The organism is Chryseobacterium sp. Leaf405 (assembly GCF_001425355.1).
Lineage (GTDB): Bacteria > Bacteroidota > Bacteroidia > Flavobacteriales > Weeksellaceae > Chryseobacterium.
This window is the reverse complement of the sequence record NZ_LMQN01000019.1, coordinates 106,243-133,212: the sequence shown is the minus strand read 5'-3', so window position 1 is coordinate 133,212 and position 26,970 is coordinate 106,243. Positions and strand designations below refer to the sequence as shown.

At 33.7% G+C, this 26,970-nt stretch carries 25 protein-coding genes; 10 read left to right on the top strand and 15 right to left on the bottom strand.

All coding sequences use genetic code 11. The features are described from left to right. Positions 1-35 precede the first annotated feature (35 nt). The 10 genes from ASG22_RS19345 to ASG22_RS19300 all read right to left on the bottom strand — a co-directional run bounded on the left by ASG22_RS19345 (position 36) and on the right by ASG22_RS19300 (position 8,816). Positions 36-230, bottom strand: a complete 195-nt coding sequence (locus tag ASG22_RS19345) for a hypothetical protein (RefSeq protein WP_055988168.1) — start codon at positions 228-230, stop codon at positions 36-38. A gap of 5 nt (positions 231-235) precedes the next feature. After that, entirely contained in the window at positions 236-838 is a 603-nt protein-coding gene (locus ASG22_RS19340; RefSeq protein WP_055988167.1) for a MarC family protein, read from the bottom strand. Between the two features lie 45 nt (positions 839-883). Then, entirely contained in the window at positions 884-2,623 is a 1,740-nt protein-coding gene (locus ASG22_RS19335) for a BatD family protein (RefSeq protein WP_055988165.1), read from the bottom strand. Next, positions 2,623-3,360, bottom strand: a complete 738-nt coding sequence (locus tag ASG22_RS19330; RefSeq protein ID WP_055988163.1) for a tetratricopeptide repeat protein — start codon at positions 3,358-3,360, stop codon at positions 2,623-2,625. The genes ASG22_RS19335 and ASG22_RS19330 overlap by 1 nt, the downstream gene beginning before the upstream one ends. 99 nt (positions 3,361-3,459) lie before the next feature. Then, on the bottom strand, positions 3,460-4,467 hold the full coding sequence (locus tag ASG22_RS19325) for a vWA domain-containing protein (RefSeq protein WP_055988161.1): 1,008 nt from the start codon (positions 4,465-4,467) through the stop codon (positions 3,460-3,462). Next, on the bottom strand, positions 4,467-5,459 hold the full coding sequence (locus tag ASG22_RS19320) for a VWA domain-containing protein (protein ID WP_055988159.1): 993 nt from the start codon (positions 5,457-5,459) through the stop codon (positions 4,467-4,469). The genes ASG22_RS19325 and ASG22_RS19320 overlap by 1 nt, the downstream gene beginning before the upstream one ends. After that, complete coding sequence (locus ASG22_RS19315; protein ID WP_055988158.1) at positions 5,452-6,348, bottom strand: BatD family protein; 897 nt, start codon at positions 6,346-6,348, stop codon at positions 5,452-5,454. Before ASG22_RS19315 ends, ASG22_RS19320 begins: the two co-directional genes overlap by 8 nt. 77 nt (positions 6,349-6,425) lie before the next feature. Beyond that, positions 6,426-7,289 carry a DUF58 domain-containing protein gene (locus ASG22_RS19310; protein WP_055988156.1) on the bottom strand — a complete coding sequence of 288 codons (864 nt, stop codon included), beginning with the start codon at positions 7,287-7,289 and terminating at the stop codon, positions 6,426-6,428. A 67-nt stretch (positions 7,290-7,356) separates the two neighbouring features. Next, positions 7,357-7,812, bottom strand: coding sequence for a GNAT family N-acetyltransferase (locus ASG22_RS19305; RefSeq protein ID WP_055988153.1), 456 nt, complete (start codon positions 7,810-7,812; stop codon positions 7,357-7,359). Further along, on the bottom strand, positions 7,812-8,816 hold the full coding sequence (locus ASG22_RS19300) for an AAA family ATPase (protein ID WP_055988152.1): 1,005 nt from the start codon (positions 8,814-8,816) through the stop codon (positions 7,812-7,814). The genes ASG22_RS19305 and ASG22_RS19300 overlap by 1 nt, the downstream gene beginning before the upstream one ends. Before the next feature lie 251 nt (positions 8,817-9,067). Between ASG22_RS19300 and ASG22_RS19295 the strand changes: the two genes are divergently transcribed. The 6 genes from ASG22_RS19295 (at position 9,068) to ASG22_RS19275 (ending at position 15,961) form a co-directional block, all read left to right on the top strand. After that, complete coding sequence (locus ASG22_RS19295; RefSeq protein ID WP_055988150.1) at positions 9,068-9,541, top strand: DinB family protein; 474 nt, start codon at positions 9,068-9,070, stop codon at positions 9,539-9,541. 98 nt (positions 9,542-9,639) lie between these two features. Next, positions 9,640-10,392 (top strand): 23S rRNA (guanosine(2251)-2'-O)-methyltransferase RlmB, encoded by a 753-nt coding sequence (gene rlmB, locus ASG22_RS19290; RefSeq protein ID WP_055988148.1) that lies wholly within the window; start codon positions 9,640-9,642, stop codon positions 10,390-10,392. 26 nt (positions 10,393-10,418) lie between these two features. Then, positions 10,419-11,471: a DUF6263 family protein gene (locus ASG22_RS19285; RefSeq protein WP_055988146.1), complete on the top strand. Its 1,053-nt coding sequence runs from the start codon at positions 10,419-10,421 to the stop codon at positions 11,469-11,471. 94 nt (positions 11,472-11,565) lie between these two features. Continuing rightward, positions 11,566-11,793, top strand: a complete 228-nt coding sequence (locus ASG22_RS20800) for a hypothetical protein (protein ID WP_082505056.1) — start codon at positions 11,566-11,568, stop codon at positions 11,791-11,793. A 34-nt stretch (positions 11,794-11,827) separates the two neighbouring features. After that, a complete protein-coding gene (locus ASG22_RS19280; protein ID WP_185113824.1) occupies positions 11,828-14,365 on the top strand; it encodes a YfhO family protein in 2,538 nt (845 codons plus the stop codon). A gap of 282 nt (positions 14,366-14,647) precedes the next feature. Beyond that, complete coding sequence (locus ASG22_RS19275) at positions 14,648-15,961, top strand: glycosyl transferase family 1 (RefSeq protein WP_055988141.1); 1,314 nt, start codon at positions 14,648-14,650, stop codon at positions 15,959-15,961. Here ASG22_RS19275 and ASG22_RS19270 read toward each other — a convergent pair. After that, the gene (locus tag ASG22_RS19270) at positions 15,946-16,584 is read right to left on the bottom strand and encodes a hypothetical protein (RefSeq protein WP_055988139.1); all 639 of its coding nucleotides are present in this window, start codon (positions 16,582-16,584) and stop codon (positions 15,946-15,948) included. The two genes, ASG22_RS19275 and ASG22_RS19270, sit on opposite strands and share 16 nt — an antisense overlap. A 119-nt stretch (positions 16,585-16,703) precedes the next feature. On the opposite strand from ASG22_RS19270, the gene ASG22_RS19265 reads away from it, so the two are divergent. Further along, positions 16,704-17,669, top strand: coding sequence for a YpdA family putative bacillithiol disulfide reductase (locus tag ASG22_RS19265; RefSeq protein WP_055988137.1), 966 nt, complete (start codon positions 16,704-16,706; stop codon positions 17,667-17,669). 44 nt (positions 17,670-17,713) lie between these two features. On the opposite strand, the gene ASG22_RS19260 is transcribed toward ASG22_RS19265, so the two are convergent. After that, the gene (locus ASG22_RS19260; RefSeq protein WP_082505055.1) at positions 17,714-18,895 is read right to left on the bottom strand and encodes an MFS transporter; all 1,182 of its coding nucleotides are present in this window, start codon (positions 18,893-18,895) and stop codon (positions 17,714-17,716) included. Between the two features lie 264 nt (positions 18,896-19,159). Further along, the gene (locus ASG22_RS19255) at positions 19,160-20,833 is read right to left on the bottom strand and encodes a glutamine--tRNA ligase/YqeY domain fusion protein (RefSeq protein ID WP_055988133.1); all 1,674 of its coding nucleotides are present in this window, start codon (positions 20,831-20,833) and stop codon (positions 19,160-19,162) included. A gap of 463 nt (positions 20,834-21,296) precedes the next feature. On the opposite strand from ASG22_RS19255, the gene ASG22_RS21060 reads away from it, so the two are divergent. Then, positions 21,297-21,449: a bacteriocin-like protein gene (locus tag ASG22_RS21060; RefSeq protein WP_157844734.1), complete on the top strand. Its 153-nt coding sequence runs from the start codon at positions 21,297-21,299 to the stop codon at positions 21,447-21,449. Here ASG22_RS21060 and ASG22_RS19250 read toward each other — a convergent pair. Next, positions 21,446-22,453, bottom strand: a complete 1,008-nt coding sequence (locus ASG22_RS19250) for an o-succinylbenzoate synthase (RefSeq protein ID WP_055988131.1) — start codon at positions 22,451-22,453, stop codon at positions 21,446-21,448. The genes ASG22_RS21060 and ASG22_RS19250 overlap by 4 nt on opposite strands. Beyond that, positions 22,454-23,470, bottom strand: coding sequence for a class 1 fructose-bisphosphatase (gene fbp, locus ASG22_RS19245; protein WP_055988129.1), 1,017 nt, complete (start codon positions 23,468-23,470; stop codon positions 22,454-22,456). Positions 23,471-23,783: 313 nt separating this feature from the next. On the opposite strand from fbp, the gene ASG22_RS19240 reads away from it, so the two are divergent. Together ASG22_RS19240 and ASG22_RS19235 are read left to right on the top strand one after the other, a co-directional pair. Then, a complete protein-coding gene (locus ASG22_RS19240; protein WP_055988127.1) occupies positions 23,784-25,022 on the top strand; it encodes an aspartate kinase in 1,239 nt (412 codons plus the stop codon). Between the two features lie 23 nt (positions 25,023-25,045). Then, positions 25,046-26,887 carry a lysophospholipid acyltransferase family protein gene (locus tag ASG22_RS19235; RefSeq protein ID WP_055988125.1) on the top strand — a complete coding sequence of 614 codons (1,842 nt, stop codon included), beginning with the start codon at positions 25,046-25,048 and terminating at the stop codon, positions 26,885-26,887. The last annotated feature ends 83 nt before the right edge of the window (positions 26,888-26,970 follow it).

The following is a 26,970-nucleotide window of genomic DNA, read 5'->3' as shown; positions in this document are numbered from 1 at the left end:
AAGAGGTTTTATATAAAAATAGTGTAATTTTAAACTTATTTCTTCACTCCGATTCTGCTCCAGGTATCCATAACGAATAAAATAATAAGGCCGATTACGGCTGAAGCAATTGAAAATACAAACTTTAGATTATCCTCAGATAAAATATCAGATCTCCAATCAAGCGCATAAAGATTAATTGCGATGAAAACGATAAACAGTACTAAAAATACTTTATAAAACTTCTGCATAACTCTTAAAAATTAATATAATTCTGCACTAATTGGGCAAAATTTGCGGTGAATAATTTAATTGAAATCGCCAACAGGATAATTCCGAAAACTTTCTGTAAAATAGACAATGTAGCATCTCCCATTTTCTTCTCCAGCCATGTCGCAGATTTCAGCACCAAATATACGAAAATTGTATTGAGAATGATTCCAAAAATAATATTAATATCATGGAATTCAGCTTTCAGCGACAAGGTCGTTGTTAATGTTCCTGCTCCTGCAACTAGCGGAAAAGCAATAGGAACGATGGATGCTGATTTTGCCTCCGAATTTTTATTGATCTCAATCCCTAAAATCATTTCCAAAGCGATAATAAAAATCACAAATGCTCCAGCAATAGCGAAAGAATTTACATCAACTCCAATAAATTTTAGAATTTTATTTCCTACAAAAAGAAAGACCAACATAATTCCACCTGCAGTTAAAGAAGCTCTTTTTGCTTCAATCTCTCCAAATTTTTGTTTTAAACTTACAATAATAGGAATCGAGCCGATTATATCAATAACTGCGAAAAGTACCATAAAACAGGTAACAATCTCTTTAATAGAAAAATGATCAAAAACTTCCATTTTTTCAATTTTTAATAATTTCGCAAAAATATGAAAATAAATTGATTATTTGCTAATTTGTGAATACAATTTAACAACAGTCTTTAAAAGTTCATCAATACCTTCTGAAGATTTTACAGGAGCGTACTTTTCCATCTGTATTGTTTGAATCGTTTTCTCATACTCTTTAGCAATAAAACTTCCTTTAGAATTTTCTAAAAGTTTCTTGAAATCTTCTGCTGAGCTTTGAGAATATTGATTTCTTATTTCAGAATCCAGTTCATCTAATGTTTGGAAAAATGTTTGATAATCACCATTATCTTTCAGATTTTCAAGATAGCTGAAATAATCGTTAATATCAGTTTTAAGGTTTTCTCTGATTTCAGTTTCAGTTTCTGCCACAGATCCTAAAGGTTTCGGTGGTGTATTTTCTTTAACCAAACCACGTTTTTTTTGCCAAGTCTTAAATAAAATGAATGCTATAAATAATCCTAATAAAATCGCAATATTGATTAGAAGTACATTCCAGTGAAATTTACTTTTTTCTTTTACTTTGAATGAAGTTGTTTTTAACACCGGTGTATTAACAGTTTCTAAAAATGTATTCGTATATTCATTTACTTTTTCAACAGTAGTACGGGCTTCCAGAATCTGCTCATGTGAAAATGCATTCACAACTAATTTTTCCTGCCCAAGATCTACATATTCTTTACTTGAAGGATCAAAAAATGCAAACTGTTCTGTTTTAATAGTAATTTCACCCGCCTTTTTAGGAATAATAATATAATTTGCCAGCATTTCGCCTTTCATTCCTCCCGTTCCAACAGTAACTTTTGAAGTAATTTTCGGAGGAAACACTTCATAATCAGGAGATGCAGCAATTTTAGGCAACTCCATATTTTTAAGATTACCGTCACCACTAACTTTCACTAAAACGTTAATCGGTTTTTTGACTTCAGCTTTTTCCTTTGAAGTATTTGCAACACTTACTTTAAAATTCCCAACTGCATTTCTAAAATATTCAGGAGAACCCTCAGGAAGCTTTTTAACGTTGATTTTTACTTTATTGGAGACGATTTTATTTTTATGAGAATAAGAATTCACAGAAGCCGAAACTCCCGGAACCTCAACATATCCCGCTTCATTTGGAAAAACCATAAATACCGCAAGAATCTGCGACGACATATTCCCGTTATCTGCAGGATCAATTTCCGATTTCGAAAAACTTACAGGATACACATTTAAATTATCCTGCTCAGGAAGATGAATATTTTTTACTCTTCTTAAGTTATCCATATTCTTAGAATATACCTTCAAAACAGCGATGGTAGGCTGATCCTGATATACATCACGATCTTCAATTTCCATATTTAAATAAACATCTTTCGAAGCAGTGGCGGCAGCAATAGGTTTTTTCTCAATATCTTTTATATTAATATTGAAAGGCTCTGTTTTATAAATTTTATTGCTAACCGTTACTAAAACAGAACCTATCTTTATTTTTCCTTTCTGCTTAGGTTCAAGCGCAATTCTCGATACTTTTTGAATAACAACCGTGTTGGTTTCGGGATCTACAAATGTATTGGTGACAGATCCACTGCCAATTATATTGAATTTAGATAAATCAGGAAGCTGAAAGCCCGTCTGCTGAACGAGATCGCTCCCATTTAATTCCAGAACAACAGTGAGATTTACGATCTCTTTACCTTTATAATCATCTTTGTCGGTCTCTAAAGTAAGATTCACCTGTCCGTAAGAAATTACGGATACCAAAAGGAACAATATGTAGGTCAATCTGTGTTTCATCACCAATCTTTCTCGTTGCTCTCAGGCATCGAATAAGAATTTTTATTTAAAATTCTTTTGGCAGTTTCTTTTTCTTTTTCGCTTACTTTATCGAGTATTTGATTTTCAAGGTCTTTTGGGATTTTACCTTCATTGTTGGGACTTTGTTCAGGATCGTTTCCTTGCGGACTCTTTCCCTGGTTTTGTTTACCTTGTCCCTGATCCTGTTTAGAATCTCCCTTTTGATCATCATTTTGCTGTTTATCTTTACCGCCTCCGCCTTTACCTGATTTATTCTGCTGGTTTTTCTTCTGTTGGTTTTCCTTTTCTTTCAGTTTGGCAATTTCAAAGTTTTTTCTTGTTGCCTCGCTGTAAGGATTTTGTTTCAAGGATTGCTTATAATAATCTGCAGCCTTCTCTGCCTGATTCATCTGCATATAAGTGTTTCCTAAATTATGAAGAGCTGCCGCTTTATCCGGAACTGTCTGAGAAAGTTTCTGTGCTTTTTCAAACTCAGCCTTTGCCTCTTCATATTTTTTATTCTTATACAAAGCATTCCCTAAATTGTAGTGTGCCGTAAAATCTTTCTGATTGATTTTAATAGCTTCCATATACTTAGAAGACGCTCCATCATAATCTTTACCATTAAACTTTTCGTTACCCTCATATACCAGCGTTCTGTAGTTTTTCTGCCCAAACAGAAAATCCGAAAACATGAAAGCAAATATAAACGATAAAAAAAAGATTTTAGTATTCATCTTGTACAAAATTATTCCTTTATATGTTAATAAACAGGGTTTTATTTGTTAAAGTTGGGTTAAAGTAATGATCTTCTTCTAAAACTAAGAATCTGAAAATTATACATTAAAATCTCTTTTTGGATTAAAAATAAAAATGATGAAAAAGAAAAATATCGAAACACCCAGAAAATATTGATAATAATGATTGGCATTCTGTGATTTAACCAACGTCTCCGATGATCCGGATTTTTTACTTAAAGCATCATTAATTCTATCCGGAGCTTCATTGATATTATTTCCGTCTATATATTCTCCTCCTGTAGACTGAGCCATTTTTTTCAGTGCTTCTGTCTGTCTTTTTGAGATAACCGTCTGCCCGTTTACATCTGTTTTATATCCCATTAACTGTCCGAAAGTATATTCCGGAACAGGCGCTCCTTCATCTGAACCTATTCCCACTGAAGTCACCGTTATACCTTCTCTGTTCGCTAATTTTACAGCCTCACTATCGTTACCTTCATTATCTTCCCCATCACTCAACAAAACTACCTTTCTTGCACCTTTGCTCACATTTTTAAATTTCTCAACAGCGATTTTCATTCCGTTTAAAAAATCTGTTCCCTGAATCTGCATTGAGTTTGTTTCAATTCCGTTGATGTAGGTTTCAGCTGAACTGTAATCTGTCGTCAAAGGCATAATTGATGTTGCCTGTCCTGCAAAAATTACAATTCCTACTTTATCACTTTTCATTTTCTGCATCGTTTGAATCATGAGATTTTTGGCTTCTGTCAAACGACTCGGATTAATATCCTCCGCATTCATCGAATTGGAAACATCGAGCATGAAAATCACATTATTCAGTTTCTGATTAGTTTTGATTTCTTCTGAACCGCTCAGTAAATCAATAATGGAAAAAATTAAAAATAATGTTGCCAATAAATATAAAGCAGGAAAAAATTTCGTAAAACCAGATTTTTTTTCAAATAAATTATCATGAAATCTGCTGTCTGCAAAAATTTCTCTTTTCTTTTTTTTCCATCTCAAAAAGCGGATCAAAAAGAAAGCTAACAGCGGTAAAAGCAACAGCAGTAATAAATACCAATAATTTCCTAAATACCAACTCATTAGCTTAAAATTTTATATAAAACCCATCTCATTAACGCATCTAAAAACAGCATTCCCAATGCAATCCAAAGGAAAATCTTAAAATATTCCTGATAATTGAACAATTTAGAAACTTTTACATCAGATTTCTCCAATTGGTTAATTTCATCATATACTTCCTCTAAGCTGCTATTGGATGTCGCTCTGAAATATTTACCTCCAGTCATTTGAGCAACCTCCTTTAAAACAGGTTCATCAATTTTAACTTCTGTCTCCGTGAAAACAAGATCACCGAAAATATCTGTTTGTGTTGGCATCAACGCATATCCGTTTGTACCGATTCCAATAGAATACACTTTAATTCCGTTATTTTTAGCCAATTCTGTTGCAATTGCGGGCGGCATAGCATTTTCAATTGTATTAACACCATCTGTCATTAAGATGATGATTTTACTTTTTGCTTTGCTGTTTTTCAAGTGATTTACTGCAACCGAAAGTCCTTCGCCCATTGCCGTTCCGGGCTGAAGCTCTAATGGATTTAAGTTTTGTAGTTCATCAATAACGACCTGATGATCTGAAGTTACAGGAACTTTTGTAAATGCTTCGCCGGAATATGCAACCAAACCAATCCTGTCATTGGGTCTTTTATTAACGAATTTAATGGCAATATCTTTTAAAGCCGTCAGACGATCAGGTGTTAAATCTTTCGCCAACATACTTAGAGAAACATCAACAGATAGCATGATATCAATCCCTTTTGTATCGTCTCTATCCTGAGAAATTGTGAAAGTTCTCGGTCTTGCCATGGCAATAATCAACGCAGAAAGCATGATGTATTTTGAGACTTTCAGGAAGAACATAACGATATGAATTCCGCCACTATCGCCCATATTTTTGACCGTCGGAACTTTTATTCCTTTCTTTTTCTTCTTACTTACATCTCTGAATAAAAGCGGAATAAACAAAAAGAAAAGTGCCAAAAACCATGGACTGTAAAACTCAAAATTAAACATCTTTTCTCAGGTTTTCAAATTCCAAATCTTTTGATGATCTTTTCACAAAATCTCTGATGTCTGCCAAATCTTTCTCCATCGCCTGTTGGTCAGGAAAAGTTTTAGCAAATTTCACAAGGTCACCTCTTAAAAATACATCTTCCACAACTTTTTCATTTTCCTGAGAAATCGTATTATTTTTCTTCATTAAATCAATCAAATCATCCGTCAACAAAACATCTGCTGGTAAACGGTATTGTTTTGCGATAAATTTTCGTGAAATATCAATCAATTCAACATAAAATGAACGATAATTTCCATTTTCCACATATTTTTTCTTTTGCAGGGAATCTAATTCTTTCAAAGTCTGATTGGTTGCAACAACCGGAGAATTTTTCGACTTTCTGCCATATTTAATAAACATCACAACCGCAATAATCAGACAAATAAGAGCAATTGCTGCCAAAATATAGAATTTATAAAGCTCCCAGTAATCTTTTACTTCAAGCTTTACCTCCTTATTATTCATGATATCATTAATCTGATCTGCTTTCTGAGCCGTATTGATCACATCAATCTCATAAGGAATTGTTTTTAAAACTTTACCATTCACTTTAAATTCAAGCTCAGGAATAGTAAATTTTCCTTCATCAAAAACAGCAAATTCAATTCTTCGGTAATAAATATCCTGCGTTTGCGAAATACTGTCTTTCACCTCTTCAAAATGAAACGGCAACAATTCATTTTCCGGAGCTGCAGAAACCTTTTCGTTTTTAAGATTATTAATGGTTATCACAATGTGATTGACTTCTCCCAAAGCAATAGTTTTCTTCTCAATGCTGGAAGAAAGTATCTGCGAAAAAGCATTTGCACAGATGATAAAACAAAATATAAATAATAGTTTTTTCAATTTAAATTATAAATTTTGGCTAAAGCCGAATGTTTATCTTTAATTTTAAAATGTGCTAAAGCCCATTTCAATTGATGTTATTTCTTCTGAAAATAATTATACAATAATTTCGAATAATCTGAACCCGTACTTACATTCAGAAAACTTGCAGAACTATTGGCAAAATCTTCTTCTAAAGTTCTTAATTTTTGTTTTTGAGCTTCGGCAAAAGTATATCTCCATCTTGCGCTGGATGTATTTGCCCAAACTTGCTGTCCTGTTTCCGCATCGTATAATAAGGTATATCCTACATCAGGAATTTCATTGTCTTTTTCATCAAAAATTCTCATACCTAACAACTGATGCTTTTTTGAAACCACTCTCAACATTTTAGAATCATATTCATCTTCAAAATCTGAAAGAAGAAAAACCAACGATTTTCTTTTGAAAATCCCCATCATATATTCCATTGCCTTATCCAATTTTGAAACTGCAGGAATATAATCTGCCGTTAGAATATTACTGATAATCGAAAGAATATGTTTTCTACCTTTTTGTGGAGGAATTACTTTATACACTTTATCGGCAAATAAAATTAACCCCACTTTATCATTATTTCCTGCTGCAGAAAAGCCTAAACTTGCTGCAATTTCTGCAACATATTCTCTTTTTAACTGAGCTTTAGTTCCATAATCCATAGAAGCGGAAATATCAACTAAAATCATCATAGTCAACTCTCGCTCCTCCTCCATCACTTTTACGAAGGGTTCACGGAAACGGGCTGTTTTATTCCAATCGATTCTACGGATTTCATCGCCAAACTGATACGGACGCACTTCCGAAAAAGTCATTCCCTGACCTTTAAAAGCACTGTGATATTGTCCCATCAGAGAAGCTTCCGTCTTCTTTCGAGTTCGGATTTCTATCTGCTTGACTTTTTTTACAATATCTTTTATCTGCATATTATGTGTTTAAATGTGTGAGTTTACGATTTTACATTTCTAAAACTTACACATTTCTATCTTTACATTATTTAAATTCAATCGAAACATTATACCATTCATTGTCAAATTTCGAACTGTACTTTTTGTAGAAATTAATGGCAGGTTCATTCCAATTCAACACCTGAAAAACCATTCCGCTATATTCATTTGATTTCCCGTACTCTATGGTTGCTTCAAACAAATCCTTTCCGATTTGTTTACCTCGCAATTTTTCCGTCACTACTAAATCTTCCAGATATAATCTTCTCCCTTTCCACGTTGAATATCTGTCGTAATACAGTGAAATTCCTACAATTTCTCCATCGAATTCTGCTACAAAAGCTCCCCAAACCGGTGACTTTCCAAACCCGTCTTCAACAAATTGTTCCAACGTTAATGTAACTTCATGCAGCGCCTTTTCATAATCAGCCAATTCTTTGATTAACTCCAACATCGGAGCACAATCTTGCTCAACTGCTTTTCTGATAATTACTTCACCCATTACGGAGCCTGAATTTTCGCTAAAATTCTGTTGACAATTTCTTCAGATGTAATTTCTTCCGCTTCTGCCTCAAAAGTTAATCCAATTCTGTGTCTTAATACATCTTTCGCCAATTCTTTCACATCTTCAGGAATCACAAACGCTCGTCCTTTCAAAAATGCATATGCTCTGGAAGCAATTGCCAAGTTGATTGATGCTCTTGGAGAAGCTCCGAAACTGATGTAATTTTTTAATTCAGCAAGACCGTAATTTTCCGGGAAACGGGTTGCAAAAACCATATCCAGAATATATTTTTCGATTTTTTCGTCAAGATAAATCTGATTGATTATTTCTTTTGCTTCAACAATATGCTCAAGAGAGATTACAGGTTTTACAGTTGGCTGATGTGAAGTTGAAACCATTCTCATCACTGTTCTTTCGTCCTCAAATTTTGGATAATCGATCGTACATTTCAGCATAAAACGGTCACTTTGCGCCTCCGGTAAAAGATAAGTACCTTCCTGGTCGATTGGATTCTGCGTTGCCAACACCAAAAACGGTTTTGGTAACTTCATGGTTTCATCACCGATTGTCACCTGTTTTTCCTGCATAACTTCCAACAAAGCAGACTGCACTTTTGCAGGCGCACGGTTGATCTCATCTGCCAACACGAAATTGGCAAAAACAGGACCTCTTTTTATCGAAAAATCGTTGTCTTTAATATTGAAAATCATAGTTCCTACAACATCCGCAGGAAGTAAATCCGGTGTAAACTGAATTCTCGAAAATTCACCATGAACAGCTTCTGCCAGAGTTTTTATTGCCAAGGTTTTAGCCAATCCCGGCACTCCTTCCAGAAGAACGTGTCCATTACCTAAAAGACCTACCAAAAGGCGGTCTATCATATATTCCTGCCCAATAATAACCTTGTTGATTTCCTGTCTCAGAAGAGAAAAAAAGTAATTTGCTTCTTTCACTTTTTCCGTCAATTGACGAATATCTTCAGCTTGATTTATCTCTGACATAGCTTAATTTAAAATAATGGGTAAATTTCCAATAAATACTTGCATTAATCAACACAATTAATGCCATATTTGAGTTAAAGTTTGTTAAATATTCCAGCATCAATGCGAGGTTCACAATAGATGAAACCTTAAAACTCAATAACATTAATCTGTTTTTTCATAAAAATATATAAATTTTGCTTTAATCTAACCTTTAAAAATTGTCATTTTCAGTTTATTAAACTATTTTTGGTGATTAAAATTTTTGCAAAATGAATTATCATTTTCAAGCTCACAGACAAGTCAGAAAGAACCTTTTAGATATACTACAGAACACTTCTCACGAAGATCTTTTGTTGATCCCGGATGGTTTTAACAATAATCTTTACTGGAATATTGCCCATACAGTTGCTACTCAGCAGCTTTTGCATTATTACCTAAGCGGAAATCCTTTCAGAATTGATAATTATTGGATTGAAACCTATAAAAAAGGAACTTTACCGAACTTGAATGTTCAGAAATCAGAAGTGGAAGATTTAGAATTTTTATTAACTGAAACTTCAAAAATTCTGATGAAAGATTATGACAGCGATTTCTTTTCAGACTACACGCCTTATACTACAAGTTTCGGGATGGATTTGAAAAGCATTCAGGATGCCATAATTTTCAACAATATGCATGAGGGCTTGCATTATGGATACATTTTGTCTCAAAAAAGAGCAATTTTAGGAGAAAAAGGAAGATAGTTAAATAGTCAACTTTACTACGAAATCTAATGGTGGAATGTGATTTTTCACCAAATTGATATAAGAGTGAATACCTATTCAATATTTAAAATAATAAAATGACAGATAAAAAAGACGACTTTATTTTCGGGCTGCGTCCTGTAATAGAAGCAATTGAAGCAGGAAAAACGATTGACAAAATTTTCGTACAGAATGCATTACAGGGAGAAATTTATGCGGAATTAAAAGCCGTTTTAGCTAAAAATAAAATTCGTCCCAATTACGTTCCGGTTGAAAAACTGAACCGTTTTACAAGAAAAAACCACCAGGGTGTTGTAGCTTTTATTTCGGATGTTCCTTTTCACAGAGTGGAAGATATTGTTCCTCAATTATTTGAAGAAGGGAAAACTCCGTTTTTATTGATTTTGGATCGTTTGACAGATGTGAGAAATTTCGGAGCAATCTGTAGAACGGCAGAATGTGTAGGAGTTGATGCCGTTATTATTCCTGAAAAAGGTGGTGCACCCATTAATTCTGATGCTATTAAAACTTCAGCAGGAGCACTTTATAATATCAAAATCTGTAAAGAACCGAACCTGGCTCACGTTGTAGATTATCTTCAACAAAGCGGAATTTCTGTATTTGCAGCAAGTGAGAAGGCTCAAAAATTAATTTATGATGTCAATTTCACAGAACCTTGCGCCATTGTAATGGGTAATGAAGAAACAGGAATTTCTAAAGAAGTTCTTCATCACGCCGACGAAAAAATCAAGCTTCCGATCGAAGGAAAAACTCAATCTCTGAATGTTTCTGTAGCCTGCGGAGCGATTTTATATGAAGCGGTAAGACAGAAATTTACTAAAGGAAATTAATTCCATCAACACTTAAAATCTTAAAAATGAAAAACATAGCTGCATTAGCACTAATTTCAACTATAGCCATCGTTTCTTGTAATAAAAAAGAAACAGCAAAAATCACAAAATTCGATCCTAAAACAGGAAAAACAATCACTGTAGAAGTTCCGGCTGATTCTGTGGCTAAGGTGGAAGAAAACCCGGCAATAAAAGATTCTGCAGGGATTTTCAAACAATCTTTTAAATTAGAAAAAGGAAAAACTTATCCTTTGACAACGTATCAGAGAGATACGAAAACAATGACTGATCCTAAAGGTCAAACCATGAACGGAACAAGTGAGTCTACGGACGAAATGTCTTTCACTGTAAATGATCTTAAAGGAGATATTTATGATATTACTTTAAATCTTATTGCCAAAAGAAATTCTCAGACTTCACAGGGAAAAACGATTGTGGTAGATACCAAATTGCCAATTCCTAAAGAAGAGGATCTGAAAATGATCTGGAATATCAACAGAGCATTGACAGGAAATAAATTAGCAATGAAAATGGACACCAGAGGAAATGTAATTTCAATTACAGGCTTTGATGCTGTTTACACGAAAGTTGCGAATTCTGTGGGTTCTATTATAAAAGATAAAAATCAGAAAGAAAGCGTAGTAGCAAGTCTTAAAGAATCTTTTAATGAAAAAGTCTTAAAAGATCAGTTCATGAAAAATCTGACGATTATTCCTAAAAAAGGAGCGAAAATCGGAGAGAAATGGACAAACAGCGAAAATGCCGATGCACAGGGAAAAATTAAAGTAACATCTAACTATATTTTGAGAAGTGTAGGAAATGGTATTGCTGAAATTTCTGTAACCGGAGGAATTCCAAAGAAAACTGAAAAACAAAATCAGGGAGAAGTTACACACAGCTTGAGCAGCGAATTGTCACAAAACGGAACCATTAAGTTTGACCAGAATACCGGTTGGATCACCAATCAGAATATTTCTGTGAAAACTACACAAATTGAAACGATTTCAAACGGAAAAGAATCGCAGTCTATGACAAGTGTTTCAAATTCTTCTGTAATGGTAAATCCTACCGGAAAATAATTAAAAAGCTTTAGGGCTTGAAAGTTGAAAGATTTTTAATTAATCATTGAAAAACTCTTAACTGTAAAGCCCAAAATCTTAAATACAATCTATTATGAAGTATATTCTTGAGCTCGTACTCACCGCTATTATTATTTTTTTTGTGTGGAATATTCTGAAGAGAATTTTCTTTAAGACATTCTACAGCTACAGATTTAATAACAACAATCAAAATAATAACAAGCCAGACATACAAAACTCAAATAAGAATAACCCAAACATCAAGTGGGACGCAGAGACGGTGGACTACGAGGAAGTAAAAGAAAGTAAAGACAAAAGGTAATCATTCCTAAAAACAAAAGATAATAACCATCAACATGGCTAAAAATAAAAACTTAATTTATATTGCAATTTCGTTAGTTGTATTTATAGTTTTAGCATTTTTATACTCCACCCCTGTTTTTACAGGCAAACAGCTTTTCCAGCACGACATTGTGCAATATCGTGGCGGTGCAAAGGAACTTCTTGATTACAGAGCCGATACCGATAAAGAAACGTATTGGAGCGATTCCATGTTTGGAGGAATGCCGACGTATCAGATGGGAAGTCAGTTTAAAGGGGATATTATTAAAAAAATTGACAGCAATCTGAACTTTTTACCAAGACCTGTCAATTATTTATTTCTACTATTTGCCGGATTTTTCCTTTTGGGAATGGTGGTTGTCAGAAACTGGAAATATGCACTTTTAGGAGCCACTTTTTTCGGGCTTTCCACCTATTTTTATATTGCTATTGCCGCAGGACACAACGGAAAAATAAATACCATTGAATATTTTGCGCCACTATTAGCCGGAATTTTATTGGTTTATATTAGAAAAAGTTACATCTGGGGATTTATTGTCACTACCTTATTTATGGGGCTTCAGATCGCAGCGAACCACCCACAGATGACGTATTATCTTTTCCTCGCATTAGGATTTTTATTCTTATCTGAATTGATTCGTACTATTCAGAAAAAAACACCAATGAAGCATTTCCTTATTTCTTCGGGAATTATTGCTGCTGCCTGTTTAATCGGAGTTGGAATGAATTCCCAAAGAATCATGGCGAATTCTGAGTATATAAAAGAAACCGTTCGTGGGAAACAGATCTTAACCAATGATAGTCATACTGAAGGAAATTCAGGAATGGATAAAGAAAGTATGCTGATGTGGAGTTACGGAAAACTGGAAACACTAAACCTTTTCATTCCAAGATTAATGGGTGGCGGAAGTCAGGAGCCGGAAGGAAAAGAAATGATGGCGAAAATTCAGGAATTGGTTCAGCAGAATGTAAGTTCTCAAGCTGAATATGACAGGATTTCAAAAGGATTTGGAAGTCTAACCTATTGGGGCGACCAACCGGGAACTTCGGGACCCGCTTATCAGGGAGCCATTGTTTGTTTCTTAGCCGTTTTAGGATTCTTTTTTGCATGGAAAAAATATCGTTACTGGATTTTAGGAGCTTCTATTTTGACAGTTTTTTTAGCTTGGGGAAGCAATTTTATGTTTTTCTCCGATTTCTTTATCGATTTTGTTCCTTTTTATAACAAATTCAGAGCTCCATCTTCTATCTTGGTTGTCGTAGAATTATTATTCCCTTTAATTGCGATTATCGGGTTGTACAGATTCTTTACAGATTCAACTTTAACGGAAGAGTACAAAAAGAAAATTCTTCTATATGTAGGCGGTGGAACATTAGGATGTATTTTAATTCTTTTGGTTGCAGGAAAATCTTTACTAGGTTTCTATACAGAAAACGAAAAACTATATCTTCCTCCTTTCTTATTAGATTATCTGGTGGATGAAAGATTTAAAATGTTTAAAATTGATGCCATTAAAGCATTTTTATATGTTGCCATTGCAGCAGCAGCTTTATTCATGGTTTTAAAACAGAAATTAAATCAGAATATCGCTTTGGTTATTATTGGAGTTGTAAGTATTTTTGATCTTTGGTCAGTAAATAAAAGATATCTGAACGATGAAAACTATGTCGATAAAACCATTGCAGAAAATCCGTTTCAGACAGAAAGTTCAGCTCTTTTAGAAGAAAAAGTTGAAGAAAATCCTAATCTGGCATCTATTTTATCAAGTGTTCATGTAAATAAGACTCTTGAAACAATCGCTGAAAAAGATAAAACTCATTATAGAATTTTCAACAATATTTTAGGAACATTCAGCGAGACCAATACTTCTTATTTCAAATCTTCCATCGGTGGTTATCATGCGGTGAAATTGAGAAGATATGACGATGTTATTAATGAATATTTTCAGGTAATGGATTCCGTAAAAGTTCCTAATATTCTGAATCTTTTAAATGCAAAATATCTTGTTTTAGGTGGTCCGGAGCAACCTCAAGCAATTCCGAACCCAAGAGCAAACGGAAATGCCTGGTTCGTGAGTGACTTAAAATTTGTAGATTCTCCTAATCAGGAAATTAAATTAATCGGAGTAATCAACAGCAAAAAAACGGCTGTTGTTGCGACTTCTGATAAAAACTATTTTGACGGAAAACCTGTTCAAGCAGACTCAACTGCATTTATTAATTTAACGAAATATCAGCCTAACGAATTAGAGTTTAAATCTCAGTCTAAAACCCCTCAATTGGCAGTATTTTCTGAGATCTATTACCCTCACGGCTGGAAGTTTTTTATTGATGGAAAAGAAGTACCACATATAAAAGCTGATTATTTGCTTCGTGCCGTTCATGTACCTGCCGGAAATCATAATGTAAGAATGGTTTTTGAACCACAAGTCATTGAAACCGGTAAATGGATCTCCCTTATTTCATTCGCATTATTTATATTATTAAGCGGTTTCGGAATTTTCTGGATGACTAAAAATAAGAAGAAAGATATCGTAATAGAAAAAGTTTAAACTTAATTGTCGTTTAAAATCTAAATTATTATTAAAATAATCCGTTTTATATTTTGAAAATTTTATATTGAATTCGTCAATTCGAGTGTTTTTTCGTAACAAAGTGGAGAAAAAATGTATCGAGAATATATTTATCTTCAAATACAGACTTCTCAATACGATTTTTTTCAAAATCTACTCGAAGTGACGAATTCAATATCAAAATAAATAACAGCTAAAATCATTTTAAAAACTTAACTTAGATTCCTACGGAAAGATAAAAATGCATAGTTTACATTACTAATGGAACAAAAAAAAATATTAATCATCACCTATTACTGGCCTCCTGCGGGAGGTCCTGGTGTTCAAAGGTGGCTGAAATTTGCAAAATATTTACCTGAATTCGGATGGAAACCTATCATTTTTACTCCTGAAAATCCAAGTTATCCTTTGTTGGATGAAAGCTTAATAAAAGATGTTCCTGAAAATTTAGAAATCATAAAAACCAAAATCTGGGAGCCTTATCAGTTAGCAGAAAAACTCAACAAAAGCAATAAAAAATTCAAAGCCGGGCAGTTTGATGTCGGAAAAAATCAGAGTTGGAAATCTAAACTTTCGATTTGGGTACGAGGAAATTTCTTCATTCCTGATGCCCGAGTTTTGTGGGTAAAACCTTCTGTGAAATTTCTTGAACACTATTTAAAAGAAAATAAAATCGATGTGGTCGTAACTTCAGGTCCGCCGCATTCTCTGCATTTGATCGGTTTAAATTTAAAAAAGAAACTTCCCAATGTAAAATGGATTGCAGATTTTCGTGATCCGTGGACTGAAATTTCTTACTACAAACATTTAAAACTTACTAAAAATTCAGACCGAAAACACCGTCAATTGGAGAGTAATGTCTTTGAAAATGCAGACATTACCTTAGCCACAAGTTATACAGACGCTGTAAACTTCCGTATAAACGGAGCAAATGCAGTTTGTATTACCAATGGATTTGATGAAACTGATGCTTCTCAAAATCAAAAAAATTCAGATTATCAAACCCTCGAGCGTAAATTTACATTGAGCTACATCGGTGTTCTGGAGCAATTGAGAAATCCTGAAAACCTTTGGAAAGCATTAGATAATTTAGTTAAAACTAATTCAGATTTTGCTGAAAATTTTAATCTGAAATTCGCCGGAAGAATAGATGATAAAATTTTGACCGAAATTGAAAATTCAAGCTTAAAAAATACGATTTTGAATTTGGGCTATCTTTCTCATGACAAGGCGATTGATGAAATGCAAAATTCTGATATTTTACTGATAACCAATTTTCCGAAAGAATCTTCAAAGGGCATTATTCCGGGAAAAATTTTCGAATATTTATCAACCGGAAAACAAATCATCTCATTTGGTCCTGATCAAGCTGATGTTGCTAAAATTCTTGATGAAACAAAAGCCGGAAAACATTTTAGCTATAATGATTATCAAACGATTAAAAGTTTTATTTTAGAAAAATTTGAATTGTGGAAAAATGGAGACCTTTCTGAAAATATTCAAAATATTGAGCAATTTTCGAGAAAAAATCTGACAAAAAAATTAGTTGAAACACTGGATCAGATTGTCCATTGATCATTAATCACTCCAATCAAGTAATATTTTCCATGAAATTCTTCAAATACCAAACGGAGACACTTCCAATCCATCTCTGCATTGGCTCCTGAACCGTTGATGAAGTTTTCTGTGAAATCTGCTTTGGGATAAGTTTTCTTCAAATTGTTAAGTGAATTTCCTTTTCCCTGAAATTCATTGACAGAAACCTGCGCTTTTGAAAAATCTTTTGGGTAGACCCATTTTGTAAGATAATTATTGATTGTTTCTTTATATAAATCACCGGAACCATCCATCGCTCCCCAAGTAAAAATTGTTTTGGTGGGTTGATATTTTACAAAATCTGCTTTGGAAAATGTTTTGTCTTCTTTGGGATTTATAAAAGCGTACATCGAAAATCTTACCCCTTTTTCAGGATGAATAAAATTTGAGAACTTACTGTAATTTTTATCTTTTAAACTCTGTACAACTTCTTCATTAATTTGCTTTAAAGTATTTTCTTTATCAGTACTATTCTGATCAGTACTTAAGCTGTCCGATTTTATATTTTGTGTTGAATCTGTTTTATTATTGACAAATGTGTCGGGATTTTTCTTACAGGCGATGATCGTTAAACCAAGGAATAAAATAATTATTTTTTTCATATTCAGGTATTAAAATAGATAGAAACAACCAAAACCGATGCCACAAAAAATGCTGATGATAGACAAGTTCTTTTGCTTCGTTCAACATTTTTCTAAAGGTTTTTAAGTAAATTTGTTCAATGGAAATTTTGGATGTTTTAATTATCGGAGGCGGACCAATCGGGCTGAATTGTGCACTGGAAGCTCAGGAAAATAATCTTTCTTATTTAATTATTGAAAAGGGAACGATTGTTAATTCGATCTACCATTATCCTTTGTATATGAGATTTTTTTCTACTGCCGAAAAATTAGAAATTGCGGGAATTCCTTTTATTTCAACCGCTCCAAAACCTGGAAGACAGGAAGCATTGGAATATTATCAGGGAATTACAAGACAGAGAAATATCAACATTAATGTATATGAAAAAGTTGAAAAAATTTCCAAAGAAAAAAATATTTTTGAAATTGAAACTTCAAAGGGAAAATATTTCGCCAAAAACGTAATTATTTCAACGGGGTTCTATGACATTCCGAATTTAATGAATACTCCGGGAGAAAATTTAGAAAAAGTAAAACATTATTATACTGAGCCTTATCCTTACGCAAAACAGAAAATTGTTGTTGTAGGTTCCAGTAATTCGTCGGTGGATGCAGCTTTAGAAACTTATAGAAAAGGAGCCGAAGTGACTATGATTATCCGACATTCCGAAATTTCAAAAAATGTAAAATATTGGGTAAAACCTGATATCGAAAACAGAATTGAAGAAGGAAGCATTACAGCCCATTTTAATTCTGAAATCATTGAAATTAAAAAAAATTCCATCATTTTTAAAGATGAAAATGGGGAAGTTAATGAAATTGAAAATGATTTTGTTCTCGCTATGACAGGCTATCTTCCCGATTTTGATTTTCTAAAGAATTCAGGAATTGATTTACAGGGCGATTGTCTTAACCCCCTCTATCATCCGGAAACAATGGAAACCAATGTTAAAAATCTCTATTTAGCAGGAGTGGTTTGTGGTGGAAAAGATACGCATCTTTGGTTTATAGAAAACTCAAGAATTCATGCAGAAATGATTGTCAGGGATATTATTTCTAAGCAATAAAAAAAGAAAGTTATGAGACATCTCATAACTTTCATATAAAAAAATTAATTAATTTCTAGTTCTTCAGACTTTTTATCTTTCACCATCCAAGGAACGATAAAGTAAAATGCGATGGCAATAATTGCAGCCACAACTCCGGTTCCGATCCATAAAATGGTGAATCCTAATTTATCAGCAATTAAAGTTCCTACATACGGCGTTACGATGAATGCAATGGAAAAAGAAATCCCATTCAATCCCATATAAGCTCCTTTATTGTTTGTTCCTGATCGCAGGGCTGTAATTGTTGACATAAACGGTAAAGCCCAAATTTCCCCGACACAAAGCAGGCTCATCGAAATAATCAGGGTTAAAATACTGTAATCGAAACCAAGCATGGCATACGAAAGTCCGCAAATTAATGTCCCTAAAAACATCGTCCGTGCTAAACTAAAATACTTTTCGGCAACTTGAACTAATCCCATTTCGAGCAGAACCACCAAAAATCCGCTGTATCCCAAAATGTAACCGATATTCTGTTGGCTTAAATGTGCCGTGTCTTTATAGAAAATAGTCAACGTACTGAATAACTGAAAGAAACAGATTGAAAATAACATACAAAGGAAACAGTAAATCAGGAATTTACCATCTTTATAAGGTGAATTTTCTTTTTTAATTTCAATAACTTCTTTAACCTTTCTTGCTTTTAGCTTTGATAATTTATTACGCTTTCTGAAAAATATAATGTATAAAATTCCTGCTGATAAAGCTGCCAACGCATTACTAAAAAATAGAAATTCGTAAGAGATTGCCGATAAAATCCCACCTAACGCAGGACCAATGGAAAATCCTAAATTGACAGCCATTCGGTTTAATGAAAATGCTCTCGTAATTTTTTCAGGTTTTGCATATTTGGTAATTGCCACAGAATTGGCAGGACGAAATGCATCACTGACAATACTTTGCAGTAAAATAATAGCCGCAACACCCACTTCAGTTTTAAAAAGTGGAATTAAACAAAATAATGGAACACTCAATAATAAACTGAGATATTGTACTTTGTATTCCCCAATTTTGTCTGTAATAAATCCTCCCAGCCAAGAACCAATCACGGAACCGATTCCAAAAAAGCTGAGAACAATTCCTGTATTTTCTATGCTGAATTTCAAATGATCGGTCATGTAAACTCCCAAAAACGGAAGTACCATCGATCCAGCTCGATTGATGAGCATTACCAACGCAAGCATCCAACTTTCTTTCGAAAGTCCTTTGAATGAGTTGGTATATGAATGTATAAGTTTCACAATTTTTACTATTTAATAATTAATATCGTCACTTAGAGAGGTTTGAAAACCATATCGAGAAGTTGTTGAATTTTATCCCAATTAGTTTTATATTACCAATTCTCGGTGTATTTTTCTCCATTTCAGTTCGAAAAACACTCGAATTGACGAAAAAAAACAGGACTTAAAAAATTAAGCCCTGTTTCATTTATTGATATAAATAAATTTTTACTCCGGCTTATAGGAGTCTTTTAATGTTACCGTTCTGTTGAATACAAAGTTTGTATCCGTAGAATCCTGATCTTTCGTGAAATAGCCAATTCTCTGGAATTGAAGAGGTTCTCCAACTGCCACATCTTTTAAGCTAGGCTCACCAAATCCTTGAATGACATTGACTGATTCAGGATTAATGAAATTCAAGAAATCTACATCTTTCTCAGCATCAGGCTGTTCTACCGTGAATAATTTCTCGTAATTTCTCACTTCCACAGGAATGGCATGTTTTGCAGAAACCCAGTGAATGGTACCTTTTACTTTTCTTAAACTTTCTTCAGTTCCGCTTCCTGACTTAGATTTTTCGTCATATGATGCGTAGATTGTTGTAATTTCTCCATTCTCGTCCTTCTCTACTCTTTCACCTTTAATGATATAAGCAGATTTTAAACGCACTTCACCTCCTAATCTCAATCTAAAGAATTTGTTACCAGCTTCTTCCTTGAAATCTTCACGCTCAATATATAATTCTCTCGAAAACGGAATTTCTCTTGTTCCCGCATCTTCTTGTTCGTTATTATTTTCCGTGGTTAGCCATTCTTCCTGTCCTTCAGGATAGTTTTCAATAACTAATTTGATAGGGTCTACGATCGCCATTACACGTTTTGCCACTTTATTCAAATCTTCACGAACGCAGAAGTCTAATAATTGAATTTCAATTAAATTTTCTCTTTTCGCAACGCCTACTTTATCAATAAAATTCCTGATAGCATTAGCAGTAAAACCTTTTCTTCTCATTCCGGAAATCGTAGGCATTCTCGGATCATCCCAACCATTTACTACATTTTCGGCGATTAGCCTTTGTAGTTTTCTTTTGGAAGTAATCATATAAGAAACATTCATCCTTGCAAATTCTCTCTGCTTTGGTGCTACTTTAGATTCATCATAAACCTGCTCCAAATACCAATTGTAAAGTGGTCTGTGATTTTCAAATTCCAAAGAACACAATGAATGCGAAACTTGCTCTAAATAATCAGATTCACCATGTGCCCAGTCGTACATTGGATAAATTTTCCAGGTCGTTCCCGTTCTGTGGTGCGGTCTTTTTAAGATTCTATACATTACAGGATCACGCATATTCATATTGGGCGAAATCATGTCGATTTTTGCACGAAGAGACATTGCTCCTTCCTCAAATTCACCATTTTTCATCCTTTCGAATAAATCTAAAGACTCTTCAACAGGACGGTTTCTGAATGGAGATTCAACTCCCGGTTCTGCAGGATTTTTTCTTTGCTCGGTAATTAATTCAGACGGTTGCTCATCAACGTAAGCTTTTCCTTCTTTAATCAACTGCACTGCCCAATCGTAAAGCTGCTGGAAGTAATCGGATGCGTACAACACTTTATCCCACTTAAAACCTAACCATTCAACGTCTTTCATAATAGAATCTACGAATTCCTGTTCTTCTTTTTCAGGATTCGTATCGTCGAAACGAAGGTTTACGGGAGCATTGTATTTTTCACCCAAACCGAAGTTGATGCAGATCGCTTTTGTATGACCTACATGCAGATAACCGTTTGGTTCAGGCGGAAAACGGAAACGGATCTGATCGTTTTTCAGTCCGTTTGCCAAATCATCTTCGATAATTTGCTCAATAAAATTGAGTGATTTTTTTTCTTCTTCCATTAAAATTCGCTTTAGATTGTCGCATTATCCGACAATTTGCAAATTTAGGAAATTTCTGGGGTTTATGAAAACTAGAATCCTATGTAAATTTTTTATAAACAGATTTTTTTCATGTACTTTAAAAGGATGGCATGAAGGTTGCAAATGAAAATTAAATCATTTAAATACTAAAATAAACAGTAATGAAAACAGTTAAAAAAAAATTTTCAAGTCTATTAAAGTATCTTAAGAAGGCAATATTTGTGGAGGATGTGATTTAAAAATAAGTTTACCATTTAACAAATAGAACAACTACTACTTCTCCTTAATGATGTATACAGTAATCTTCAAAGTTTTTTTTAACTTTGGGAGTTATCTGCTTATTAAATAATTCCCTGAAAAGTGTGTTAATTTAAGTTAAATATATTGTGTATAACGAAAAAGAATTTGATATTTACATTACAATCAAATTAAAATATTCGTTATGAAAAATCTGAAAAAACTTAAAAACAGCGAGTTAAAAACAATCAAAGGAGGAGCTGTACCATTAGGATGTAACAATTGGAATCCGCTTGCAAGATGTTGCAGAGTCTGGGATTCTGAACATGAGTCTAACCCAACGTGCCCTACATCTTAATATGCTTTAAAATACAATAATTCGCCTTTCAAATCTAGATTTGATTCGAAATTATTGACAAATAATGATCCGGTGCCCAAACCTTGCGGCATCGGATTTTTTTTGATAAAAGTGTATTGTGCAATGGCATTAAGCCCGATATTGCTTTCCAACGCAGAAGTAATCCACCAGCCGATATTTTGTTCTTCGGAAAGAGAAATCCATTCATCACAGCCCATAAAACCGCCAACCAATGCGGGTTTTAAAATAATATATTGGGGATTTATTGTTTCCAGCAATTTTTTCTTTTGTTTAAAATCAATAATTCCTATTAATTCCTCATCCAGAGCAATCGGAGTTGGAGTTTCGGCGCATAATTCTGCCATATCATTCCAATTTCCGGCTTTTAATGGCTGCTCGATGGAATGAATATGCAAATCTGCCAATTGCTGCAAAACAATTTTTGATTCTTCTTTGGTAAAACCTCCGTTAGCATCAACCCGAAGTTCCAAAGTTTCTTTGGAAAACTTTTGCCTTAATTTTTCAAGTACTTCATGTTCGGCTTTCCAATCGACACCGATTTTTAGTTTAATACAGTGAAAACCATTTTCAAGTTTATCCTGAATTTGTTCTTCCATATAATTAACATCACCCATCCAAATTAATCCGTTAATCACAATTGGACTTTTACCGTCTGTAAATTCACTTGGGAAATAAAGATTTCCGCCATTCTTTAAATTTAAAACAGCCTGCTCGTATCCAAACCAAATCGATGGAAATTCTTTCAATGCTTGTTTTAAAAATTCATAATCTTTTTGAATATTTTCACACAGCCATTGCAGCTTTTCTTCATAATCAGGTCTGTCATCAAAGCTTAATCCTCTGAAAACCGCACACTCTCCTATTCCTTTTTTTCCATTTTCTGAAATTTCAAGGAAAAAAGTTTCTTTTTCATGCAAAACGCCGCGAGATGTTCCACTCGGGCGCTTGAATTGTAATAAATATCTGGAATATTTTGCTTTCATTTATTTTACGCTGTCAATTCGCATAAATTCTTCTGCTTTTTCGACCATATCTACGCTTCCGCAGAAAAATGGAATTCTTTGGTGAAGTTCTGTAGGTTCAACTTCCAAAATTCTTCTGAAACCATCTGTGGCTTTTCCACCAGCCTGTTCAGCTAAAAATGCCATCGGATTACATTCGTACAACAATCTCAATTTTCCGTTTGGAGCCTGCCCGTATGATGGATAAATATAAATTCCTCCTTTCAGCATATTTCTATGAAAATCAGCAACTAACGACCCAATATATCTTGAAGTGTATGGTCTGTCACCTTCTTCCATCTGGCAATATTTAAGATAATTTTTTACACCTTGAGGGAATTTAATATAGTTTCCTTCATTGATAGAGTAAATTTTACCCGTTTTCGGAAACTGCATATTTGGGTGAGAAAGATAATACGTTCCCAAAGACGGATCTAATGTAAATCCGTTTACACCGTTCCCTGTCGTATAGACAATCATTGTAGATGAACCGTAAATAACATATCCCGCTGCAATTTGGTTAATCCCTTTTTGCAAGAAATCTTCTAACTGAACCGGAGTTCCGGGCTCGGTAACTCTTCTGTAAATTGAGAAAATAGTTCCCACAGAAACGTTTACGTCGATATTTGAGGAACCGTCAAGAGGATCAATTAAGACAACATATTTACTTAAATGACCGTTTTCACCACATTTAATATCAATAAAATCATCATTTTCTTCTGAAGCAATCCCGCAGACAACTTCTCTCTGTGATAAGGCTGTAATAAAAATCTCATTGGCAATTACATCAAGTTTTTGCTGTTCTTCCCCCTGAACATTTTGGTTTCCGGCAGCACCTGTGATGTCTACAATTCCTGCTTTGTTTACTTCCCTGTTTACTACTTTCGAAGCTAATCTTATTGCGCTTAAAAGACGAGAAAATTCACCTGTAGAGTACTGAAAATCTTCCTGTTTATCAATAAGAAATTCTCCTAAAGTCTGTAATGGTTGATCTGACATATTTACTTATTATGTTTTCCCCAAATTTCGTAAAATTTATTACAATATAAAAGCTTTATTAATAAAAGACTTTACGAACTGTTAATCAACAAAATACAAAATTTATTTCTAATCGCAGTTGATTATCTTATCATAAAATATTCCCCAAAATTTTGCATCAATCTTAAAATTTCGTACTTATTTTTAATTTTAATAAAATCTTAAGCCCAACCCGTAATTACCCTATTTCATATCTCGTTGTAAATTTATAATTTTGACACCCGTAAAAAACTCTCATAAATTTTTATCTAACAATTTTATTATTAACAAATTAATGAAGATTTTCAAGTTTGGTGGAGCATCAGTAAAAGATGCTGAAAGTGTAAAAAATGTGTCTATGGTTCTGGAAAGCCAAGGATTTACGAAATGCCTGCTGGTAATTTCGGCAATGGGCAAAACGACTAATGAATTGGAAAAAGTGGTAGAGCTTTATTTCAAGAAAGATAACTATCAAACTGAGATTGAGAAGATAAAACGAAAACACATTGAAATTTCGGAAGGTTTATTTCCTGAAAATCATGCTGTTTTTGCTGAGATTAATTTATTTTTCGATGATATTGACTCTTTTTTAAGAAGAAACAAATCACCTAATTACAGTTTTGTTTACGATCAGGTTGTAAGTTGTGGGGAAATGATTTCTACTAAAATTGTAAGTGAATATTTAAATGAAATTCAATTTACCAATCAATGGCTGGATGCAAGAGATTATGTGAAAACAGATAATTCTTACAGAGAAGGTAATGTAGACTGGACAAAAACTGAAGAATTTATTTCTAATTTAAATAAAGAAATCTGCTATGTCACTCAAGGTTTCATCGGTTCCGATGATAATAATTTTACGGTAACACTGGGAAGAGAAGGTTCAGATTATTCTGCTGCAATTTTTGCATATTGCTTAAATGCAGATGCTATGACGATCTGGAAAGATGTTCCAGGCGTAATGACAGGAGACCCGAGAAAATTCAAAGATGTTACTCTTCTTTCCAATATTTCTTACGAAGAAGCGATTGAGATGGCGTATTACGGAGCAAGTATCATTCACCCGAAAACCCTGCAGCCACTTCAACAGAAAAATATTCCTTTTTATGTAAAATCTTTCGTAGATCCTACCAAAGCAGGAACAAAAGTGGGTGCTTCAGACAAAAATCAAAGTGAAGAATCTTATATTTTAAAGGAAAATCAAACATTGCTGAAAATCTCAACAAGAGACTTTTCTTTCATTGCTGAAGATCATATGAGTTTAGTTTTCGGATTTTTATCAAAAAACAAAATTAAAGTTTCTCTGATGCAGAATTCCGCAATTTCTTTAGCTTTATGTCTGGAGGATAAATTCAGTACAATTGATGAGCTTAATGAAGAACTACAAAAAGTTTTTAAAACAGAAGTAGTAAAAAATGTATCTTTATTTACAGTAAGAAATGCGAAGATGGAGAACATTGATAAATTTTACCAGGAAAAAAGTGTATTATTGGAACAAATTTCTAAGAATACGCTTCAAATGGTAACAAATTAAAAACTAATTGCGACTAAACACACATGAGTTTAATTTCGAAAAACGATCTGATTCAAGCTTCCGGCTTAAGTAAAATAGGATTTTTAAAGAATCCTGTAGCATCTGCTGTGATGAGCGTTGCTAAAATAAACCAGGTAAACAGACTGTACGATAAACTGAAAGATAAGGAAGGTAAAGATTTTTTCGACTCATTTGTGAGAGAACGAAACCTAAGCTACGTAGCTTTTGAAGAAGATTTGGCAAAAATTCCAAAAACGGGACCATTTATTTTGGTTTCCAATCATCCACTTGGTGCGATTGATGGGATTTTAATGTGCAAAATCTTATCGGAAGTTCGTCCGGATTTCAAGGTAATGGGTAATTTCCTTCTGGAAAAAATCAAACCGATGGAACCGTACGTAATTTCTGTAAACCCTTTTGAAAATAGAAAACAAGTCCACAGCAGCTCTTCAGGAATGCGCGAAACATTAAAGCATTTGCAAAACGGAGGTTGCGTAGGTATTTTCCCGGCAGGAGAAGTTTCTAATAAGAACAATCCTTACGGTGAAATTTTAGATAGAGAATGGGAAAAACCGGCATTGAAGCTTATAAGAATGGCAAAAGTGCCGGTGGTTCCTATGTATTTCCATGCGAAGAACAGCAGAATGTTTTATCAGGTTGCAAAAATCCATCCGAATTTACAAACCATCATGCTTCCTGCAGAGATGATGAATGACAGGGAAAAACCTATCAGAATCAGAATTGGACGTCAGATTGCCGTAAAAGCAATGGACGAGATGGAAACTATCGAAGAATTAGGCGAATTTCTGAAACGTAAGGTGTATATGATGAAATCTTACTACGAGAAGAGGAAGTCACTTGCCCAGAGCATTAATCTTAAGAATTTATCGGTAAAATTTCCTTTATTAAAAGAAGAAAATATTGTTCAGAATATCATCGACGAAACTCCAAAAGAAGACATTCTTAAAGATATCAGTAAACTGAAGGGCACCGACAAAATGTTTTTCAGTAATGGAAATTATGAAGTTTACTTTACATCTTATGAAGAAATTCCTTCTATTATGAGGGAGATCGGTCGCCAGAGAGAATTAACATTCCGGGCGGTTGGCGAAGGAAGCAATCTTCCTTTCGATTTAGATGAATATGATAAACATTACCACCACTTGTTCCTTTGGGATAATGCCGAAGAAAAACTGGTTGGAGCTTACAGAATGGCTTTAGGTAAAGAAGTCATGAAAAAATCAGGAATTAAAGGCTTCTACACAAGTTCTTTATTTGAATTTGAACAGGATATCCATCCTTTCTTTAAAAAAGTGATTGAAATGGGGCGCGCTTACATTTGTCAGGAATATCAGCAGAAACCACTTCCACTATTTCTTTTATGGAGAGGAATTGTACACGTCTGTTTAAGAAATCCTGATCATAAATTTTTGATGGGTGGTGTAAGTATTTCCAATAAATTTTCGGAGTTTTCGAAATCATTGATGATTGAGTTTATGCGTTCAAATTATTACGATTCCGCTGTTGCTCAATACATTACACCAAGAAATGAATATAAGGTTAAACTTCGTGACAGAGATAAAAATCTGTTTTTTGATGAAATGGAATCTGATTTAAATAAATTAGATAAAATCATTGACGATCTTGAACCTGAACTAAGATTACCTGTTTTAATTAAAAAATACATCAAGCAAAATGCAAAAGTGATTGCCTTTAATGTTGATCCTAATTTCAATGATGCAATCGACGGGCTGATGTATATCAGAATTAGTGACCTTCCCGAAAGTACGATTAAACCTGTATTAGAGGAAATGAGCGACCAGATAAGAAAGGAGCAGGAAAATAATCAAGCTGAAAATCAGTAGGTTTTAAGTTTTGTTTAAAAAAGTACTATTAATACTTGCTTCATATATCAAAACTTACTACTTTTGCATCACTTTAAAACAAC

Excerpts from the sequence above, each read along its gene's own strand:
- ASG22_RS21060 (WP_157844734.1), top strand. The coding sequence starts at position 21,297 with ATGAAAAATCTGAAAAAACTTAAAAACAGCGAGTTAAAAACAATCAAA.
- ASG22_RS19240 (WP_055988127.1), top strand. The coding sequence starts at position 23,784 with ATGAAGATTTTCAAGTTTGGTGGAGCATCAGTAAAAGATGCTGAAAGT.
- ASG22_RS19265 (WP_055988137.1), top strand. The coding sequence starts at position 16,704 with ATGGAAATTTTGGATGTTTTAATTATCGGAGGCGGACCAATCGGGCTG.
- ASG22_RS19320 (WP_055988159.1), bottom strand. The coding sequence starts at position 5,459 with ATGTTTAATTTTGAGTTTTACAGTCCATGGTTTTTGGCACTTTTCTTT.
- ASG22_RS19270 (WP_055988139.1), bottom strand. The coding sequence starts at position 16,584 with ATGAAAAAAATAATTATTTTATTCCTTGGTTTAACGATCATCGCCTGT.
- ASG22_RS19295 (WP_055988150.1), top strand. The coding sequence starts at position 9,068 with ATGAATTATCATTTTCAAGCTCACAGACAAGTCAGAAAGAACCTTTTA.
- ASG22_RS19285 (WP_055988146.1), top strand. The coding sequence starts at position 10,419 with ATGAAAAACATAGCTGCATTAGCACTAATTTCAACTATAGCCATCGTT.
- ASG22_RS19255 (WP_055988133.1), bottom strand. The coding sequence starts at position 20,833 with ATGGAAGAAGAAAAAAAATCACTCAATTTTATTGAGCAAATTATCGAA.
- ASG22_RS20800 (WP_082505056.1), top strand. The coding sequence starts at position 11,566 with ATGAAGTATATTCTTGAGCTCGTACTCACCGCTATTATTATTTTTTTT.
- ASG22_RS19305 (WP_055988153.1), bottom strand. The coding sequence starts at position 7,812 with ATGGGTGAAGTAATTATCAGAAAAGCAGTTGAGCAAGATTGTGCTCCG.
- ASG22_RS19330 (WP_055988163.1), bottom strand. The coding sequence starts at position 3,360 with ATGAATACTAAAATCTTTTTTTTATCGTTTATATTTGCTTTCATGTTT.
- ASG22_RS19345 (WP_055988168.1), bottom strand. The coding sequence starts at position 230 with ATGCAGAAGTTTTATAAAGTATTTTTAGTACTGTTTATCGTTTTCATC.
- ASG22_RS19235 (WP_055988125.1), top strand. The coding sequence starts at position 25,046 with ATGAGTTTAATTTCGAAAAACGATCTGATTCAAGCTTCCGGCTTAAGT.
- ASG22_RS19310 (WP_055988156.1), bottom strand. The coding sequence starts at position 7,289 with ATGCAGATAAAAGATATTGTAAAAAAAGTCAAGCAGATAGAAATCCGA.
- ASG22_RS19275 (WP_055988141.1), top strand. The coding sequence starts at position 14,648 with ATGGAACAAAAAAAAATATTAATCATCACCTATTACTGGCCTCCTGCG.
- ASG22_RS19335 (WP_055988165.1), bottom strand. The coding sequence starts at position 2,623 with ATGAAACACAGATTGACCTACATATTGTTCCTTTTGGTATCCGTAATT.
- ASG22_RS19250 (WP_055988131.1), bottom strand. The coding sequence starts at position 22,453 with ATGAAAGCAAAATATTCCAGATATTTATTACAATTCAAGCGCCCGAGT.
- ASG22_RS19340 (WP_055988167.1), bottom strand. The coding sequence starts at position 838 with ATGGAAGTTTTTGATCATTTTTCTATTAAAGAGATTGTTACCTGTTTT.
- ASG22_RS19260 (WP_082505055.1), bottom strand. The coding sequence starts at position 18,895 with ATGCTTGCGTTGGTAATGCTCATCAATCGAGCTGGATCGATGGTACTT.
- ASG22_RS19280 (WP_185113824.1), top strand. The coding sequence starts at position 11,828 with ATGGCTAAAAATAAAAACTTAATTTATATTGCAATTTCGTTAGTTGTA.
- fbp (WP_055988129.1), bottom strand. The coding sequence starts at position 23,470 with ATGTCAGATCAACCATTACAGACTTTAGGAGAATTTCTTATTGATAAA.
- rlmB (WP_055988148.1), top strand. The coding sequence starts at position 9,640 with ATGACAGATAAAAAAGACGACTTTATTTTCGGGCTGCGTCCTGTAATA.
- ASG22_RS19300 (WP_055988152.1), bottom strand. The coding sequence starts at position 8,816 with ATGTCAGAGATAAATCAAGCTGAAGATATTCGTCAATTGACGGAAAAA.
- ASG22_RS19325 (WP_055988161.1), bottom strand. The coding sequence starts at position 4,467 with ATGAGTTGGTATTTAGGAAATTATTGGTATTTATTACTGCTGTTGCTT.